Raw genomic sequence first — 14619 nt, 5'->3', positions numbered from 1 at the left:
AACAAGGCGAAAATCGTGGACTCCGAGAGTAGCGCCCTCACCCATGAAGGACTACTCCGGCATCAATGAGAGACGCTTACATTCACGAAGAAATACGCAACGCATTGTCAGACAAGCACTTGCTAATGTTCTCTCTGCGCGAGTTCCGGGGGTAGAATGCGTGAACGGTAATGGCCGGAGCGCCCATGAGCGACCCTCTCTTCAGCAAGGCAGAACGCGATTCGATCACCGATGCCGCCGCGCAGTGGTGCGTGCGGCTGCAGGCTGACGACTGCACGGACGCCGAGCGCAAAGCTTTCGAGCAGTGGCTGAACGCGCACCCGCTGCATGCCGTCGAGTATCAGGCGATGGCGGAAGTCTGGGACATTACCGGGCAGATCGAGCCGCTGCATCCTGCGCCTGCCATCGACATCGACTCGCATGCCAGCCCGGCCGTGCCTCGCCGCACGCGTCGCTGGGCACCGCTTGCTGCCGCGGCTGCCGTGGTTGCGCTGGCCATACCGGTTGCTGCTTATGTCGGCTGGAATCAGGGCTGGCTGCCGGACACCTATCAGTCCTACAGCGCTGGCAACGCCACGCGCCTGGTGGTACTGGCCGACGGCAGCCGTGCCGAACTCAATCTGGGCACCGAACTGACCTACGCCAACTACCGCGATCGACGCAGTGTCACGTTGAAGGCTGGCGAAGCCTTCTTTGAAGTCAGCCACGACAGCACGCACCCGTTCGTGGTCGATGCCGGTCAGGGCAGCATCAAGGTCACGGGCACGCGCTTCAATGTGTGGATGTATCAGGATCAGGTGCGCGTCACGCTGGTTGACGGCTCGGTTCAGGTCAACAGTGACCGCGCATATCACACCGCTGGCCAGCGCCTGGAACCGGGCATGCAGGCTAGCTACAAAGCAGGTGACGACGCTCCATCAATTCGCCAGACCGACGCTCGGGACACCAGCCTGGCGTGGCGCAATGGCAAACTGATCTTCAATGACCTGCCACTCAGTCAGGCGCTGCCGTTGATCAATCGTTACTTGCCGACGCCTATCCTGCTCGCGGATACCGCCACCGGGGCAATGCGCATTGGCGGCAGCTATAACACCCGCGATCTGTCGAACCTGCTGGCTTCGCTGCCCAAGGTGCTGCCGGTCTATGTCACCCAGAATCAGAATGGCAACCCTGTGCTTAACCGCCGCATGCCCGACGCACCGAAAGGCTGATCGACAGCCCCGTCCAGGGCGATTGTCAACATCCGCACACAACCGGATGAATCGCCTCATCTCCCGCAGATCTTCATCTACCCTGAACCTCACCAACACCGCAGCGCACCTGTGTGCGTCGGCCTGGCATTTTTTTTCGTTCAGATCTGAGGTTTTGCCGAGCTCGTTCGTCTTAGTAAATGAGAGTGTCGAAAACGCACGATTTGTTAAGAAAGCCTGAAAAGGAGCTGTGGATGTTCAATCGCCAAGGAGTCACGACTCGCACCCTGCTGCGGCAAACCGCGCTGGCTGCACAGGCACAGGCGCCTGCCACCGAACCCGAACGGCCGGGCAACGAGCACATTCGCTTGCTGCTCAAGAGTTTCGGCCTGCGCACCAGCCTGATCAGGCTCAAGGTGCTGGACGCGCTTCTGGTCTCAAGCGAGGAAGGCCAGCCGCTGGGGGTGCGCGGTGTTCACAGTCAGTTGCTCAGGCTGGACGTGCCATTATCGTTTCTGAGCGTGCGCGAAGTGCTCAAACGCTTGTGCGATGAAGGCGTGATTCATCTCAATGACGACAAAACCTACAGCCTGCATCCTCGCGCGGCGCAATGGCTGGGCGAAGCCCGCAAGGGCCTCGCCCAGTGACGCCGGCAAGGACAGCCGGACGGAACGGGCTCAACGCTTGACCTTGCGGCGCATGATCCCGTTGAGGATCACGACCAGCACTGCCACGCTGATGGCGATGTACTGAAAGGTTTTCTCGGTAATCGCACCGCTGTTCTGCAAGTGCGACAAGCCCAGCATGATCGCCAGCACGCCGACGGCGATCAGAACCGAGTAAATCAAACGTTGCTTGTTGGTCATAACACTTCCTGAATGTTCATGAACGGGCAGTAGCGCTGCCTGAATGCGCACATATCTTACGCCGATGCGCAACGAATCGCACTGCCAGCCCTGAACATGCCCCTCCTCCTTCGTGCGCCCCTCAGTCAAACATTAACCGTGTTGATTATCGTCATGCTGCAATCGAAATTGCCGTGCCAGACTCACGTGCTTTAATACCGCTCCGCCTCACCAGTGCGTTCAACTATTACCAAGGAGTTTTACATGCCCCATGAAGGCAGCCTGCTGCAGGCCGCAGTGGTATTTTTACTGGCCGCCGTCCTGACCGTGCCGCTGGCCAAACGTCTGCAACTGGGCGCGGTCATCGGTTACCTGTTCGCCGGCGTGATCATCGGCCCTTCGGTACTCGGGCTGATCGGCGACACCGAGAGTGTCAGCCACATCTCCGAACTCGGCGTGGTGTTGTTGCTGTTCATCATCGGCCTCGAACTGTCACCCAAACGCCTGTGGGTGATGCGCAAGGCGGTGTTCGGCGTTGGCATGGCGCAGGTGGTGTTGACCGGGCTGGTGATTGGCGGCATTGCGCTGTTCGCCTTCGGCCAGTCATTGAATACCGCCGTCATTCTCGGCCTGGGCCTGGCCTTGTCGTCCACCGCCTTTGGCTTGCAGAGTCTGGCGGAACGTAAACAACTGAACAGCCCGCACGGCCGCATGGCGTTCGCCATTCTGTTGTTTCAGGACATTGCCGCTATCCCGCTGATCGCCATGGTGCCGTTCCTCGCCGGGGCCGATCAGGCGATGACGACCGGCGACAGCCTGAACCACGGCCTGCGCGTGTTGGGCAGCATTGCCATCGTGGTGATTGGCGGACGTTATCTGCTGCGTCCGGTGTTCCGCATTGTCGCCAAGACCAGGATTCAGGAAGTGTCCACCGCCACGGCCCTGCTGGTGGTCATCGGCACCGCCTGGCTGATGGAGCTGGTGGGCGTTTCCATGGCGCTGGGTGCGTTTCTGGCCGGTCTGCTGCTGGCCGATTCGGAATACCGTCATGAGCTGGAAGCGCAGATCGAGCCGTTCAAAGGCTTGCTGCTGGGCCTGTTCTTCATCAGCGTCGGCATGGGTGCCAACCTCGGTTTGCTGCTCAGTTCGCCGCTGACCGTCCTGGGCCTGACCCTGCTGCTGATTGGCATCAAGCTGCCCATGCTGTTCCTGATCGGCCGCACCGCAGGCGGTCTGAACAACCGCAGCGCGCTGCAACTGGGGCTGGTGCTCGCCGCAGGCGGTGAGTTCGCTTTCGTGGTGTTCAAGATCGGCAGCGCGCAAGGGCTGTTTGAAGCCGGGCTGTATGACATGCTGGTGCTGACCATCACCCTGTCGATGGCGATCACACCGTTGCTGTTCATCGCACTGGCGCGCTGGATCAAGCCCAGGGTCAAGCCGGTGGAAGTGCCGGAGGAATACCGCGATATCCAGACCGACAAACCTCGGGTGGTGATCGCTGGCATGGGCCGTATGGGGCAAATCGTGGCGCGGATTCTGCGCGCACAGAAAATCCCTTTCATCGCGCTGGACACCGCCGTCGAGTCCATCGAGTTTTCGCGCAGCTTCGGTAATGTGCCGGTGTTCTATGGCGACCCGCTGCGCCCGGAAATCCTGCGTGCCGCCAAGGTCGATGAAGCCGAATACTTCGTCATCGCGACCGACGATCCCGACACCAACATCAAGACCGCCGAGCTGATCCGCAAACTGTATCCGCACATGAAAATCATCGCTCGCGCACGTAACCGCCAGCACGTTCATCGCCTGATGGACCTCGGCGCTCACGCCGTGCGTGAAACGTTCTATTCGAGTCTGGAAATGAGCCGTCAGACGCTAATGGGGCTGGGCCTGAGCGAAGAGCAGGCCAATGCGCGCATCAGTCGCTTCAAGCGTCATGACGAACAAGTGCTGGCCGCCCAGCACGAGGTCTATGACGATGACGCCAAAGTGTTGCAGACCGCCCGTGAAGCCAGGGCCGACCTCGCCCAATTGTTCGAGTCCGACCGACTGGATGAGGAAGCGGCGAAGAGCTGAGCAACGTTGATCTGCCGGGACAGTCAGGCGTAAGGGCTGTCCCAGTAACGCTTGTACATCCCGAGCTTTTTCTTCACGCCCTTGGGCAGGCGGCTTTCCTGCTTGCTCAGTTTGTAGGCCAGTAACTTCAGCGCGTTGCGCACGAACGACATGGGCCACCAGAGTAAACGGCGCGGTCCGAGGAAGGTCAGTTCGGATTTCACGTAGCGCAGGCCCTCGCCCGCGATGCCACCGAAGGTTTCGTAGATCCACGCCTCACGGGACTGAAACACGCCGATGTCGAAATAGCGACAGAACTCCTCGCGCAGCGTGTAATTGTGCGAGTGACGGCATACCGCAGAGCCTTCATAGGCGACTTTCCAGCCGTCGATCAGCATCTTGGCCGTGACGTACATGTCTTCAGAGAGGATCACATGCCGAGGGAAGCCGCCCACCGCCCGCAGTGCTTCGCCGCGATAGGCCGCAAAGGAATTGGACATGAATGGCGTCTTGATGCCCAGCGTGCCGGCGTCGGCCAGGGTCTTGATCTGCGAAGTCGGCGGATAATTGAACAGCCGCGCGTGCTGGGCCAGCAGATTGGCGTCTTTGTGCGGCAACTGGCGGCCGCAGACCGCCCCGACTTTCGGGTCGGCAAAGGGCAGTAATAGATTGGCAATGGCATCGACATCTTCGACATAGGCGTCCTGGGTCATGTAGACGTAGACGTCATAGCCGGGGTGCACGTCGACCATCATCTGCCGGGTGCCGCCGTGGTTGAAATCCTTGCTGTCGATACGCATGATATTCGCGCAGCGCGCCTGGGCCAGTTCCAGCGTGCCATCCGACGAGCTGGAGTCAACGATCAGCGTGTCGAAGGTTGCGGTCTGTGTCGCCAGCGAATCCAGCAGGCGATCAAGATCCTTGCGGCCGTTGTAGGTCGGAATGACACAAGCCACTCTCAGTGACGCCATAACAATACTCCAGGGCTAAGTCCGGTTGCCCAACTTGTCAGCGTTGTTGAGGGTAGCTCATGTGTATCCGACCCACCATTCGAATGCACTCAGCCGAGCACTTCACTCAGCGGGATGAAGTTGACCCAGTCACCTTCGGCGACGGTTTTGCCTTCGCGCACCTCGATCAATCCATCGGCCCACGCCGCGCTACGCAGCACGCCGGAGCTCTGATTGCGGTAGATCACCGCCTTGCCCTGCTCCAGACGACCACGCAGGTACTCGCGACGATTGCCGGGACGTGTCCAGGCAAAACCGGCCGGCACCGGAAACTGCAGCGGCGCAACGTCCAGCACACCCTGACGACGCAGCAGGTAAGCGCGAGCCAATAAAGCGAAAGTGACCAGCGTGGACGCTGGATTGCCAGGCAGACCGATGACCGGCACACCACGGAAGTGCCCGCAGGTCAGTGGCTTGCCGGGTTTGATCGCCAGTTTCCAGAGCGCCAGCTCGCCGTCTTCACGCAACGCATGGCCGAGAAAGTCAGCCTCGCCCACGGAAACGCCGCCGGTGGAAAGAATCAGATCGACATCGTGCAGGTTCGCCAGCGCCGCACGCGTCTGCGGCAGATCGTCCGGCAGAATGCCAGCATCGATAACTTCGCATTGCAGGCGCTTCAACCAGGCGCACAGCAACACCCGGTTGCTGTTGTAGATCTGCCCCGGCCCCAGCGCCTGACCGGGCTCGATCAGCTCATCGCCAGTGGAAAGCACTGCCACGCGTACACGGCGAATGACGTCCAGTTCGGCAAGGCCCAACGAGGCAGCGAGGCCCAGCTCGATGGGACCGAGGCGTGTGCCGGCCGCCAGAACGGTATCACCAACGCGGGTTTCCTGACCTTGCGGACGGATGTTCTGGCCGATGCCGAGCGGCCCGCTGAAGCGTACCCGCTGGTCCGCCAGCACTTCGGCGTTTTCCTGCATCTCGACGCAATCGGCGCCCTCCGGCATCGGCGCGCCGGTGAAGATTCGCGCGCAGGTGCCCGGGGCCAGTGGCTTGGGCGCCTGACCGGCAAAAATGCGTTGGCTGACAGCCAGCGGCTCGCCGGTCCAGTCCGCCACCCGCAGGGCGTAGCCGTCCATGGCGCTGTTCGGCCACGGCGGCAAATCCAGTGTGGACACCAGGTCCACTGCCAGCACCCGGCCTTCGGCATCGGCAAGCGAGACGTGTTGGCGCTCGGTGATCCGTGTCGCATCCGCCATCGCTAACAGGCGGGCGATGGCCTCTTCAACCGGCAACAAGGCTTTCGGCTCGTGACTCATGCGCGCTCAACCACGGGTCGCGCAGGGTTCGGCCTGCTTGAGGTGCGGCACGAAGTTGCACGGCCTGAAACGCGAATCCAGCTGCTCGGCGAGAATCCCGTCCCAGCCAGTGCGCACGGCGTTGGTGGAGCCCGGCAGGCAGCACACCAGCGTACCGTTGGACAGCCCGGCCAGCGCACGGGACTGAATGGTCGAAGTGCCGATGTCCGGCAGCGAAATCTGCCGGAACAGCTCGCCAAACCCATCGACTTGCTTGTCCAGCAGGCAGCCTACCGCTTCAGGGGTACTGTCACGGCCGGTAAAGCCGGTCCCGCCGGTAATCAGCACGACCTGCACCTGATCGTCGGCAATCCAGGTCGCGACCTGCGCGCGGATTTTGTACAAGTCATCCTTGAGCAACACGCGCTCGATCAGGCCGTGACCGGCTGCGGTCAGACGGTCGACGAACATCTGGCCCGAGGTATCGGTTTCGCGGGTGCGGGTGTCGCTGACGGTCAATACAGCGATATTCAGGGGTACGAAAGGTGTGTCAGCCTTGGCTTTCATGGCCTCATCCGGTTGTTAAGGAAACAAGCCGGTGTTATATCACAGCACTCCTTTTGCCCGCCCGCCGAGTGTTTGATGAATGTCCGTGCCGCATTGCCGCCCTGCTCGATCCTGCTGCTGGCCGGAGGCCGCGGGCAACGCATGGGCGGGCGCGACAAGGGTTTGATCGAATGGCGGGGCAAACCGCTGATCGAGCACCTGCATCAGGTAACCCGGCCATTGACCGACGACCTGATCATCTCCTGCAACCGCAATACCAAACGCTACGCGGGCTATGCCGATCAGTTGGTGCAGGATGACGACACCGGGTTCAACGGCCCGCTGGCCGGAATTCGTGCCGCGCTGCCACGTGCACGGCACGACTGGCTGCTGGTGTTGCCCTGTGACGTGCCGCTGGTCGATGAACCTCTGCTGCAAGCGCTTCGCGAAAAATCGTTTGAATACCCACAGCGCCCGGTGATGGTACGCGAAGGTCAGCATTGGCAGCCGCTTTTATGTATCATCCCGGTCGCCCACGCTGCAACGCTGGAAGCCGCATGGCAGACCGGCGAACGCAGCCCGCGGCGGGCCATGGCGTCACTGCAACCGGTTGCCCTGCAACTGCAAGCCGATGATCCGCGCCTCGCCAACCTGAACACGCCCTGTCTGCTGGCCGGGATTGGCGAAAATGATGGCCAGTGACTGTTAATCGAACTTGCTGGCGTGTATACGGAACTTGCTGACGGTGAATCCGTCTGAGAGTTCAAGTAATCAAGAATCCATCTGGAGACACAGTAATGAAACAACGGACCCTCCCCGCTGCCTTCCTGCTTGCACTGAGCATTGCCTCCCTCGCCGGTTGCGCATCGCCCACTGTGATCACTCTGAACGATGGTCGTGAAATCCAGGCTGTCGATACTCCGAAGTACGATGAAGACTCGGGCTTCTACGAGTTCAAACAGCTCGACGGTAAAGAAACCCGCATCAACAAGGACCAGGTACGTACCGTCAAGGATCTGTAATCCGGACGTCGCGTGACTGATTCGAAAAACCCGCCGAGTGCGGGTTTTTTTGGGCCTGTACGTACGGCGCCAAGACCTACCAGTCCAGTTTCAGCAGGCTTTCGAACTGGCGCGCTTCGCCGCTGAGCGGGTCGACAAACCGCAGACCCTTGGCCAACAGCTTCAGCGGGTTCTGATAATCGTCGACCGGATTTTTCAGCGCGTCGGGATAAAACGGATCGTTGCAGATCGCCGCGCCCAGTGCAGCCATGTGCACGCGCAATTGATGCTTTTTGCCAGTCACCGGGTACAGTCCGTAACGCCATAAATGCGCCTGCCGCTCCAGCACCTCGATGCGCGTCTGCGTGTTGCTGGCTCCTGGCCCTTCCTGCATGCGAAAAAACGGTTCGCCCTCGACCAGACGGCTTTCATGCAGACGCGGAAACTCCAGCCCCGGCAGCGCGGGCGCAATCGCTTCGTAGAACTTGTCGATGCGCCGGGTCGGAAACAACGCCTGATAGGCCGAGCGCGTTTGTCGGTTGGCGGAAAACAGCACCAGCCCGGCGGTATGCCGGTCGATGCGGTGCAGCGGCACCAGATCGGGATTGCCCAGACGATGAATCAGGCGGCGCAACAGCGTTTGCTCGACGTATTCACCTGCCGGGGTGACTGGCAAAAAATGCGGCTTGTCGGCAACCACCAGGTGCTCGTCGGCGTACAGGATTGTCTCCACCACCGGGATGGGCGTCTCGTTGAGCACTTCGCGAAAATAGTGGATTTTCAGCCCTTCGCGATACGCCAGGTCTGGCGCGACAGTGTTGCCATCAGCATCCAGCACGCGGCCACGAGCAATACGGTCCAGCCACTGTTCGCGACTGATCGCCGAGAATTTCGCGCACAGGCAATCCACCACAGTGGTCCAGGGACCGGGTGGCAGGTAAAGGGTGCTGGCTTGTTGCTGGGTGGCACTGAACGTGGAATCGGACATGCGGGGGCTCTGACTCTCTTGGATCTGAAACGGCTGGCCGAGGATTATCGCTGATTGGGGCGATCACCGCACAACATCGCTGCATGGCAATCGCCTGCCACCTGCGGCACTATTAACCATCTGGTACATTCCATTCAACACCTGCCTGCGATCCTGGCAGCGTCACAAAAACAAGAGACATATTCTATGAATCAAGCTGCGACCTCCTCCGTTCTCGCCGGCCTGATCGGCTCGGGCATTCAAGCCTCGCGCACGCCTGCAATGCACGAGCATGAAGGCGATGCACAAGGCATGCGCTATCTGTATCGGCTGATCGACATCGACGCGCTGGATCTGGACATCAACGCCCTGCCCCGCCTGCTTGAAGGCGCGCAGCATTGTGGCTTTACCGGCCTGAACATCACCTTCCCCTGCAAGCAGGCGGTCATCCCGCTGCTCGACGAGCTGTCCGATGAAGCTCGCGGCATCGGTGCGGTGAACACGGTGGTCTTCAAGGATGGAAAGCGCATCGGCCACAACACCGATTGCCTGGGTTTTGCCGAAGGTTTCCAGCGCGGTCTGGACCAGGCTCCGCGCCGAAAAGTGGTGCAGATGGGTGCCGGGGGCGCCGGTGCGGCCGTGGCACACGCGCTATTGAGTGCGGGCGTCGGGTGCTTGACGGTCTTCGAAGTGGACCCGCAACGCGCGCAAGGGCTGGTGGACAACCTGAACAGCCACTTCGGAGCCGGGCGCGCTCAGGTTGGTCTCGATCTACCGGCTGCGATGGCTGAGGCCGATGGGCTGGTGAACACCACGCCGGTCGGCATGGCCAAGCTGCCGGGCACGCCCTTGCCGGTCGAGTTGCTGCGCGCCGAGCTGTGGGTCGCGGAAATCATCTACTTTCCACTGGAAACCGAATTGCTCAAGCATGCCCGCGCGCTGGGCTGCCGTACGCTGGACGGCAGCACCATGGCGGTGTTTCAGGCGGTCAAGGCGTTCGAGCTGTTCAGCGGCCAGTCAGCCGATGCGCAACGAATGATGGCGCACTTCCACACCCTGTAAGCCTCAGCGCTTGAGATAACGCAGCACAGCGTCGCAGATCATCGCTTTGTGACGCTGTTTGACGTCGTCGCTCCACAGCTCGATCTGGAAGATTTCGCTGAACGTGTGGCGGTTGGAGATGCGGTAAAAGCAGAACGAGCTGATCATCAGGTGCAGGTCCACCGGGTGAACGCCGTCGCGAAACAGGCCGCTGGACTCACCACGACGCAGGATTCCGTCCAGGGCCTTGATGACCGTCTGGCTCTGGGCCTGAATCGTGTCGGATTGCTTGACGTTCTCGCCGTAATGAATGTTCTCGATGCACACGATGCGCACGAAATCGACGTTGTTGTCGTGGTGATCGAAGGTGAACTCCACCACTCGCTGAATGGCCTCCACCGGTTCCAGTTCACCCAGATTCAGCTCGCTCTCGGTGTTGCGAATCGCGCCGTAGAGTTTTTCCAGCACTTCGACATACAACTGTTCCTTGCTGCCGAAGTAGTAATAGATCATCCGCTTCGAGGTTTTGGTGCGCTCGGCAATGGCGTCGACGCGAGCCCCGGTCAGTCCGTGGGCGACGAATTCGGCGACTGCAGCCTTGAGAATGTCTTCGCGGGTTTTTTCCGGATTGTTCTTGCGCCCTTTCGGCACAACAGCGGCAGGTCGAGTGGCAACGGAGTCGTCGGTTGTTTTCATTGTTGGCTCATGACCACGAGTGATACGCGCAGTATGAAGCCGACCGGCGACAGAGGAAAGCCGCAGGGGCACTCAACCCGCGCAGCGTCCTTGGCCCCGGCCCGGGCTCAGAGCCGGGTCTGGCGTGCAGCGACATTGCGCGCCTTGGCCATCGCCGCAAGGCGCACCGGGACGTTGGCAGCACCGTAACCCACGTAATCATTCTTGCGTTGCAGAATCTCGAAGAAGAAGCGCCCGTCGAACGCATCGGTGTAGACATGGAACAGCTCGCCGCCTTGTGCGTCACGGTCGTACAACACGTTGAAATACGCCAGTTCGCTGAGAAACTCGTCGTCGAAATCGAAGCGTGCCGCCAGGTCGTCATAATAGTTGAGCGGGATGTCCAGCAACGGCACACCGGCTTCTTTTGCGCGACTGACTTCGGCAAAAATGTCTTCGCAGGAGAACGCGATGTGGTGCACGCCGGAACCGCGATAACTCGACAGTGCGTGGGAAATAGCTGTGTTACGGTTTTCGGAAATGTTCAGCGGCAGGCGCACAGTGCTGCAGCGGCTGCGCAAGGCGCGGCTTTTGACCAGCCCGTACGGGTCGGGCAACACTACTTCATCGTCGGCTTCGAAATCCAGAATGCTCTTGTAGAACAGCACCCAGCTGTCCAGGCTGTCGGCCGGCAACGCCATGGCCATGTGGTCGATGCGCTGCAAGCCGCCTTTGGCGACTGCCTGCGGATCGACGACAAAGTCGCTGTCGTAGATCGAATTGCCGGGCACCGCCGCGTCGACCAGATAAATCAGGCTGCCATCCGGCGCGCGCACCGACGGAATCTCCCGCTCATTGGGACCGACCAGCCCGCGATAGGGCTGGCCCTTGAACGCACGCGCCCGCTCCAGCGACTGATGACCGTCATTGACGCGCAAGGCGGTAGCACACAACGACGGCCCGTGCGACTCGAAGAAGCTGTGTGCAAAAGAATACGGCTCGGCATTCAGCACGATCTTGATATCACCCTGCCCTAACAGGCTGACCGCTTTGGAACGGTGTTGGCCCAGCTTGGCGAAACCCAATCGTTGCAGCCAGCCGGACAAGCGAGCGCCGTGGCTTTCGTCGACAGCGAACTCAAGAAACTCGACACCGTTGTAAGTGCTGGCGGGCGGTGGGTTGAACAGCACGTCGGGCACCGTCGCTGGCTCGTCACGCGCCAGCAACTGGCGGGTTTTCTCTTCCAGATACAGCAGCGAGCGCAAGCCGTCGGCGGCGTTGGCGCGTGTCGGCGCGGCACGGAAACCGTCGTTGAACACTTCCAGCGACAACGGGCCGGTGTAGCCGCTGCGCAGAATCGGTGCAAGGAAACCGGCCAGATCGAACTCGCCCTGGCCGGGGAAACAACGGAAATGGCGGCTCCACTCGAGCACGTCCATCGCCAGAATCGGCGCGTCGGCCATCTGCACGAAGAAAATCTTGTCGCCCGGAATCTGCGCAATCGCGCTCGGGTCGCCCTTGAGCGACAGCGTGTGGAAACTGTCGAGCAGCACGCCCAATGCCGGATGATCGACCTGACGCACGAGGTTCCAGACCTGTTGCCAGGTGTTGACGTGCCTGCCCCAGGCCAGCGCCTCGTAACCGACCCGCAGATTGCGGGCGCCCGCACGTTCAGCGAGCAGGCTCAGGTCGTCGAGCAGAATGTTTTCATCGCCCACCGAATCGGCAGACGCATTGCTGCAGACCAGCACCAGATCGGTGCCCAGTTCCTGCATCAGGTCGAATTTGCGTTCAGCGCGGTCCACGTTGCGTTGCAGGCGGTCGCGACGGCAGCCTTCGAAATCACGGAATGGCTGGAACAGGGTGATGGCGATACCCAGGTCAGCGCAGATCTGCCTGACGTTGCGTGGGCTGCCGTCGTAATACAACAAGTCGTTTTCGAAAATCTCGACGCCGTCAAAGCCGGCCGCGGCGATGGCTTCGAGCTTTTCGGGCAGAGTACCGCTCAACGATACGGTAGCAATTGAACGCTGCATGCTTTTCAGCTCCTGAATGAACGTGACCGGCTTGGATCACGACGGGATCGCACCGTATTCCTGGCCTTTTATGGCTTATTCAGAGGTGCGCATAAAGTATTTGCCTGTCAAAATCCTACAGCAACCTAAAGTGTACGAACTGGTTAGTTTTACGTTCGATTATCGAACAGAAGCCGTTTCAGTCAATTGACGCTGTATCGCGCAATGCGCAACATCAGCGTCACATTGCAGGATAGACCCGCAGTCGGACGTTTTGCTTTTTCGCTTCATCAGCAGCAACCCATAACAATTCAAACAACAGGAACATTGCTCATGTGCACCCACTTCGCTTCGCCACAACACCCGCTCGCCCGTCTAGCCAGACGTCATGTCCGACGAACCTGCCCGGCCTCAGGCCCGGTTCCGGTTCGCGCCGCCTGAAACAATCCAACACACTTGCGCGGCCCAACCTGTAAATTGTCGGCCCGACGAATCGTTTCGCTGCAAGCCTGAGTCAATCGGCCAGTCAATCACGGTTCTACGACTTCACTTTACCTGCACAACGCCTGCATCGAGTGGACTTCTCAGTCCGACTGTTGCCAGCAGCACAGTCCTGGAACGGATGGTTAGATCATCATGCTCAATCCTCAGAACACCCCCGTCGTCCATGCCGGGATGGGCGAAAAGATTCGCGGCGCACTCGCCGTGGGCAAGACCCGCTGGGGCATGCTTGCCCTGGTGTTCTTCGCCACGACACTGAACTACATCGACCGGGCAGCGCTCGGGGTCATGCAGCCGATTCTGGCCAAGGAAATGAGCTGGACGGCGATGGACTACGCCAACATCAACTTCTGGTTTCAAGTCGGTTACGCCGTGGGCTTTGTGCTGCAAGGCCGGTTTATCGACAAGGTCGGCGTCAAGCGCGCATTCTTCCTGGCCGTGCTGTTGTGGAGCCTGGCAACCGGCGCGCATGGTCTGGCGACATCTGCCGTCGGCTTCATGGTCTGCCGTTTCATTCTGGGCCTGACCGAGGCGGCCAACTACCCGGCCTGCGTGAAGACGACCCGCCTGTGGTTCCCGGCCGGTGAGCGTGCAGTGGCGACCGGTATTTTCAATGCCGGCACCAACGTCGGCGCCATGCTGACCCCGGCGCTGCTGCCACTGATCCTGACCGTGTGGGGCTGGCAGGCGGCGTTCGTGGCGATGGGTTCGCTGGGAATAATCTGGGTCATCATGTGGCGCTTGAAGTACTACAACCCGGAAGAACATCCGACCGTCAGCAAGACCGAACTGGACTACATCAATCAGGAGGTCGAACCCGAGCCGGTCAAGGTGCCGTTCTCCGGCATTCTGAAGATGCGCGGCACCTGGGCGTTCGCGCTGGCGTATGCGATCACTGCGCCGGTGTTCTGGTTTTACCTGTACTGGCTGCCGCCGTTTCTCAATCAGCAATACAACCTGGGGATCAGCGTGACGCAAATGGGCATCCCGCTGATTCTCATCTGGCTGACCGCCGACTTCGGCAGTGTGGGTGGCGGCATTCTGTCATCGTGGCTGATCGGTCGCGGCATGCGGGCGACCAAAGCGCGTCTGCTGTCGATGCTGGTGTTCGCCATCACCATTTGCAGCGTGGTCTTCGCCGCCAACGCCAGCGGTCTGTGGGTGGCGGTGCTGGCGATCTCTGTGGCGGTCGGCGCGCATCAGGCCTGGACGGCGAACATCTGGAGCCTGGTGATGGATTACACGCCCAAACACATGATGAGCACGGTGTTCGGCTTTGGCGGAATGTGCGCGGCGATTGGCGGCATGTTCATGACCCAGATCGTCGGTGCGGTGCTGACGGCCACCAACAACAATTACAACGTGCTGTTCACCATGATCCCGGCGATGTATTTCATCGCACTGATCTGGCTGTACTTCATGGCCCCGCGCAAGGTCCCGACGCTCAAGGAATGATTGTCTGGTGCAAACCACAAAGGCCCGCTCACCCAGTGACCGGGCCTTTTTTGCGTGAGTGTCCCGTCCTGAATAAGGTT

The 14619-nt window shown here is 60.4% G+C and carries 14 protein-coding genes; 7 read left to right on the top strand and 7 right to left on the bottom strand.

From position 1 onward, the window contains the following. Positions 1-185: 185 nt before the first annotated feature. Both ABJ99_RS17580 and ABJ99_RS17575 read left to right on the top strand, forming a co-directional pair. The gene (locus ABJ99_RS17580) at positions 186-1211 is read left to right on the top strand and encodes a FecR family protein (RefSeq protein ID WP_054086904.1); all 1026 of its coding nucleotides are present in this window, start codon (positions 186-188) and stop codon (positions 1209-1211) included. Positions 1212-1444: 233 nt separating this feature from the next. Continuing rightward, complete coding sequence (locus tag ABJ99_RS17575; protein WP_054086903.1) at positions 1445-1837, top strand: Fe2+/Zn2+ uptake regulation protein; 393 nt, start codon at positions 1445-1447, stop codon at positions 1835-1837. A 30-nt stretch (positions 1838-1867) separates the two neighbouring features. Here the strand turns inward: ABJ99_RS17575 and ABJ99_RS17570 are convergent, their stop codons facing one another. Beyond that, entirely contained in the window at positions 1868-2056 is a 189-nt protein-coding gene (locus ABJ99_RS17570) for a hypothetical protein (protein WP_024647814.1), read from the bottom strand. 243 nt (positions 2057-2299) lie between these two features. On the opposite strand from ABJ99_RS17570, the gene ABJ99_RS17565 reads away from it, so the two are divergent. Then, a complete protein-coding gene (locus ABJ99_RS17565; RefSeq protein ID WP_007249876.1) occupies positions 2300-4108 on the top strand; it encodes a monovalent cation:proton antiporter-2 (CPA2) family protein in 1809 nt (602 codons plus the stop codon). Between the two features lie 23 nt (positions 4109-4131). Here the strand turns inward: ABJ99_RS17565 and ABJ99_RS17560 are convergent, their stop codons facing one another. The 3 genes from ABJ99_RS17560 to moaB all read right to left on the bottom strand — a co-directional run bounded on the left by ABJ99_RS17560 (position 4132) and on the right by moaB (position 6905). Next, positions 4132-5058 (bottom strand): glycosyltransferase family 2 protein, encoded by a 927-nt coding sequence (locus ABJ99_RS17560; RefSeq protein ID WP_054086902.1) that lies wholly within the window; start codon positions 5056-5058, stop codon positions 4132-4134. A gap of 89 nt (positions 5059-5147) precedes the next feature. Next, positions 5148-6359 (bottom strand): molybdopterin molybdotransferase MoeA, encoded by a 1212-nt coding sequence (locus ABJ99_RS17555; protein WP_054086901.1) that lies wholly within the window; start codon positions 6357-6359, stop codon positions 5148-5150. A 6-nt stretch (positions 6360-6365) separates the two neighbouring features. Next, on the bottom strand, positions 6366-6905 hold the full coding sequence (moaB, locus tag ABJ99_RS17550; RefSeq protein WP_054086900.1) for a molybdenum cofactor biosynthesis protein B: 540 nt from the start codon (positions 6903-6905) through the stop codon (positions 6366-6368). A 75-nt stretch (positions 6906-6980) separates the two neighbouring features. Here moaB and mobA point away from each other — a divergent pair, with 75 nt between their 5' ends. After that, on the top strand, positions 6981-7586 hold the full coding sequence (gene mobA / locus ABJ99_RS17545) for a molybdenum cofactor guanylyltransferase MobA (RefSeq protein ID WP_054086899.1): 606 nt from the start codon (positions 6981-6983) through the stop codon (positions 7584-7586). 95 nt (positions 7587-7681) lie between these two features. Next, a complete protein-coding gene (locus ABJ99_RS17540) occupies positions 7682-7906 on the top strand; it encodes a YgdI/YgdR family lipoprotein (RefSeq protein WP_007249882.1) in 225 nt (74 codons plus the stop codon). A 76-nt stretch (positions 7907-7982) separates the two neighbouring features. Here the strand turns inward: ABJ99_RS17540 and ABJ99_RS17535 are convergent, their stop codons facing one another. Next, positions 7983-8873, bottom strand: coding sequence for a pseudouridine synthase (locus tag ABJ99_RS17535; RefSeq protein ID WP_054086898.1), 891 nt, complete (start codon positions 8871-8873; stop codon positions 7983-7985). 186 nt (positions 8874-9059) lie between these two features. Between ABJ99_RS17535 and ABJ99_RS17530 the strand changes: the two genes are divergently transcribed. Next, positions 9060-9914, top strand: a complete 855-nt coding sequence (locus ABJ99_RS17530; RefSeq protein ID WP_054086897.1) for a shikimate dehydrogenase — start codon at positions 9060-9062, stop codon at positions 9912-9914. Positions 9915-9917: 3 nt separating this feature from the next. Here the strand turns inward: ABJ99_RS17530 and ABJ99_RS17525 are convergent, their stop codons facing one another. Both ABJ99_RS17525 and quiC read right to left on the bottom strand, forming a co-directional pair. Then, positions 9918-10589: a TetR/AcrR family transcriptional regulator gene (locus ABJ99_RS17525; protein ID WP_054086896.1), complete on the bottom strand. Its 672-nt coding sequence runs from the start codon at positions 10587-10589 to the stop codon at positions 9918-9920. Positions 10590-10696: 107 nt separating this feature from the next. Next, positions 10697-12604, bottom strand: a complete 1908-nt coding sequence (quiC, locus tag ABJ99_RS17520; RefSeq protein ID WP_054086895.1) for a 3-dehydroshikimate dehydratase QuiC — start codon at positions 12602-12604, stop codon at positions 10697-10699. A 615-nt stretch (positions 12605-13219) separates the two neighbouring features. Here quiC and ABJ99_RS17515 point away from each other — a divergent pair. Next, positions 13220-14539, top strand: coding sequence for an MFS transporter (locus tag ABJ99_RS17515; protein WP_054086894.1), 1320 nt, complete (start codon positions 13220-13222; stop codon positions 14537-14539). Positions 14540-14619 lie beyond the last annotated feature (80 nt).

The organism is Pseudomonas syringae pv. cilantro, from assembly GCF_001293775.1.
GTDB lineage: Bacteria > Pseudomonadota > Gammaproteobacteria > Pseudomonadales > Pseudomonadaceae > Aquipseudomonas > Aquipseudomonas syringae_P.
This window is presented reverse-complemented; position numbering and strand designations above follow the sequence as displayed.

Excerpts from the sequence above, each read along its gene's own strand:
- ABJ99_RS17580 (WP_054086904.1), top strand. The coding sequence starts at position 186 with ATGAGCGACCCTCTCTTCAGCAAGGCAGAACGCGATTCGATCACCGAT.
- ABJ99_RS17575 (WP_054086903.1), top strand. The coding sequence starts at position 1,445 with ATGTTCAATCGCCAAGGAGTCACGACTCGCACCCTGCTGCGGCAAACC.
- ABJ99_RS17570 (WP_024647814.1), bottom strand. The coding sequence starts at position 2,056 with ATGACCAACAAGCAACGTTTGATTTACTCGGTTCTGATCGCCGTCGGC.
- ABJ99_RS17565 (WP_007249876.1), top strand. The coding sequence starts at position 2,300 with ATGCCCCATGAAGGCAGCCTGCTGCAGGCCGCAGTGGTATTTTTACTG.
- ABJ99_RS17560 (WP_054086902.1), bottom strand. The coding sequence starts at position 5,058 with ATGGCGTCACTGAGAGTGGCTTGTGTCATTCCGACCTACAACGGCCGC.
- ABJ99_RS17555 (WP_054086901.1), bottom strand. The coding sequence starts at position 6,359 with ATGAGTCACGAGCCGAAAGCCTTGTTGCCGGTTGAAGAGGCCATCGCC.
- moaB (WP_054086900.1), bottom strand. The coding sequence starts at position 6,905 with ATGAAAGCCAAGGCTGACACACCTTTCGTACCCCTGAATATCGCTGTA.
- mobA (WP_054086899.1), top strand. The coding sequence starts at position 6,981 with ATGAATGTCCGTGCCGCATTGCCGCCCTGCTCGATCCTGCTGCTGGCC.
- ABJ99_RS17540 (WP_007249882.1), top strand. The coding sequence starts at position 7,682 with ATGAAACAACGGACCCTCCCCGCTGCCTTCCTGCTTGCACTGAGCATT.
- ABJ99_RS17535 (WP_054086898.1), bottom strand. The coding sequence starts at position 8,873 with ATGTCCGATTCCACGTTCAGTGCCACCCAGCAACAAGCCAGCACCCTT.
- ABJ99_RS17530 (WP_054086897.1), top strand. The coding sequence starts at position 9,060 with ATGAATCAAGCTGCGACCTCCTCCGTTCTCGCCGGCCTGATCGGCTCG.
- ABJ99_RS17525 (WP_054086896.1), bottom strand. The coding sequence starts at position 10,589 with ATGAAAACAACCGACGACTCCGTTGCCACTCGACCTGCCGCTGTTGTG.
- quiC (WP_054086895.1), bottom strand. The coding sequence starts at position 12,604 with ATGCAGCGTTCAATTGCTACCGTATCGTTGAGCGGTACTCTGCCCGAA.
- ABJ99_RS17515 (WP_054086894.1), top strand. The coding sequence starts at position 13,220 with ATGCTCAATCCTCAGAACACCCCCGTCGTCCATGCCGGGATGGGCGAA.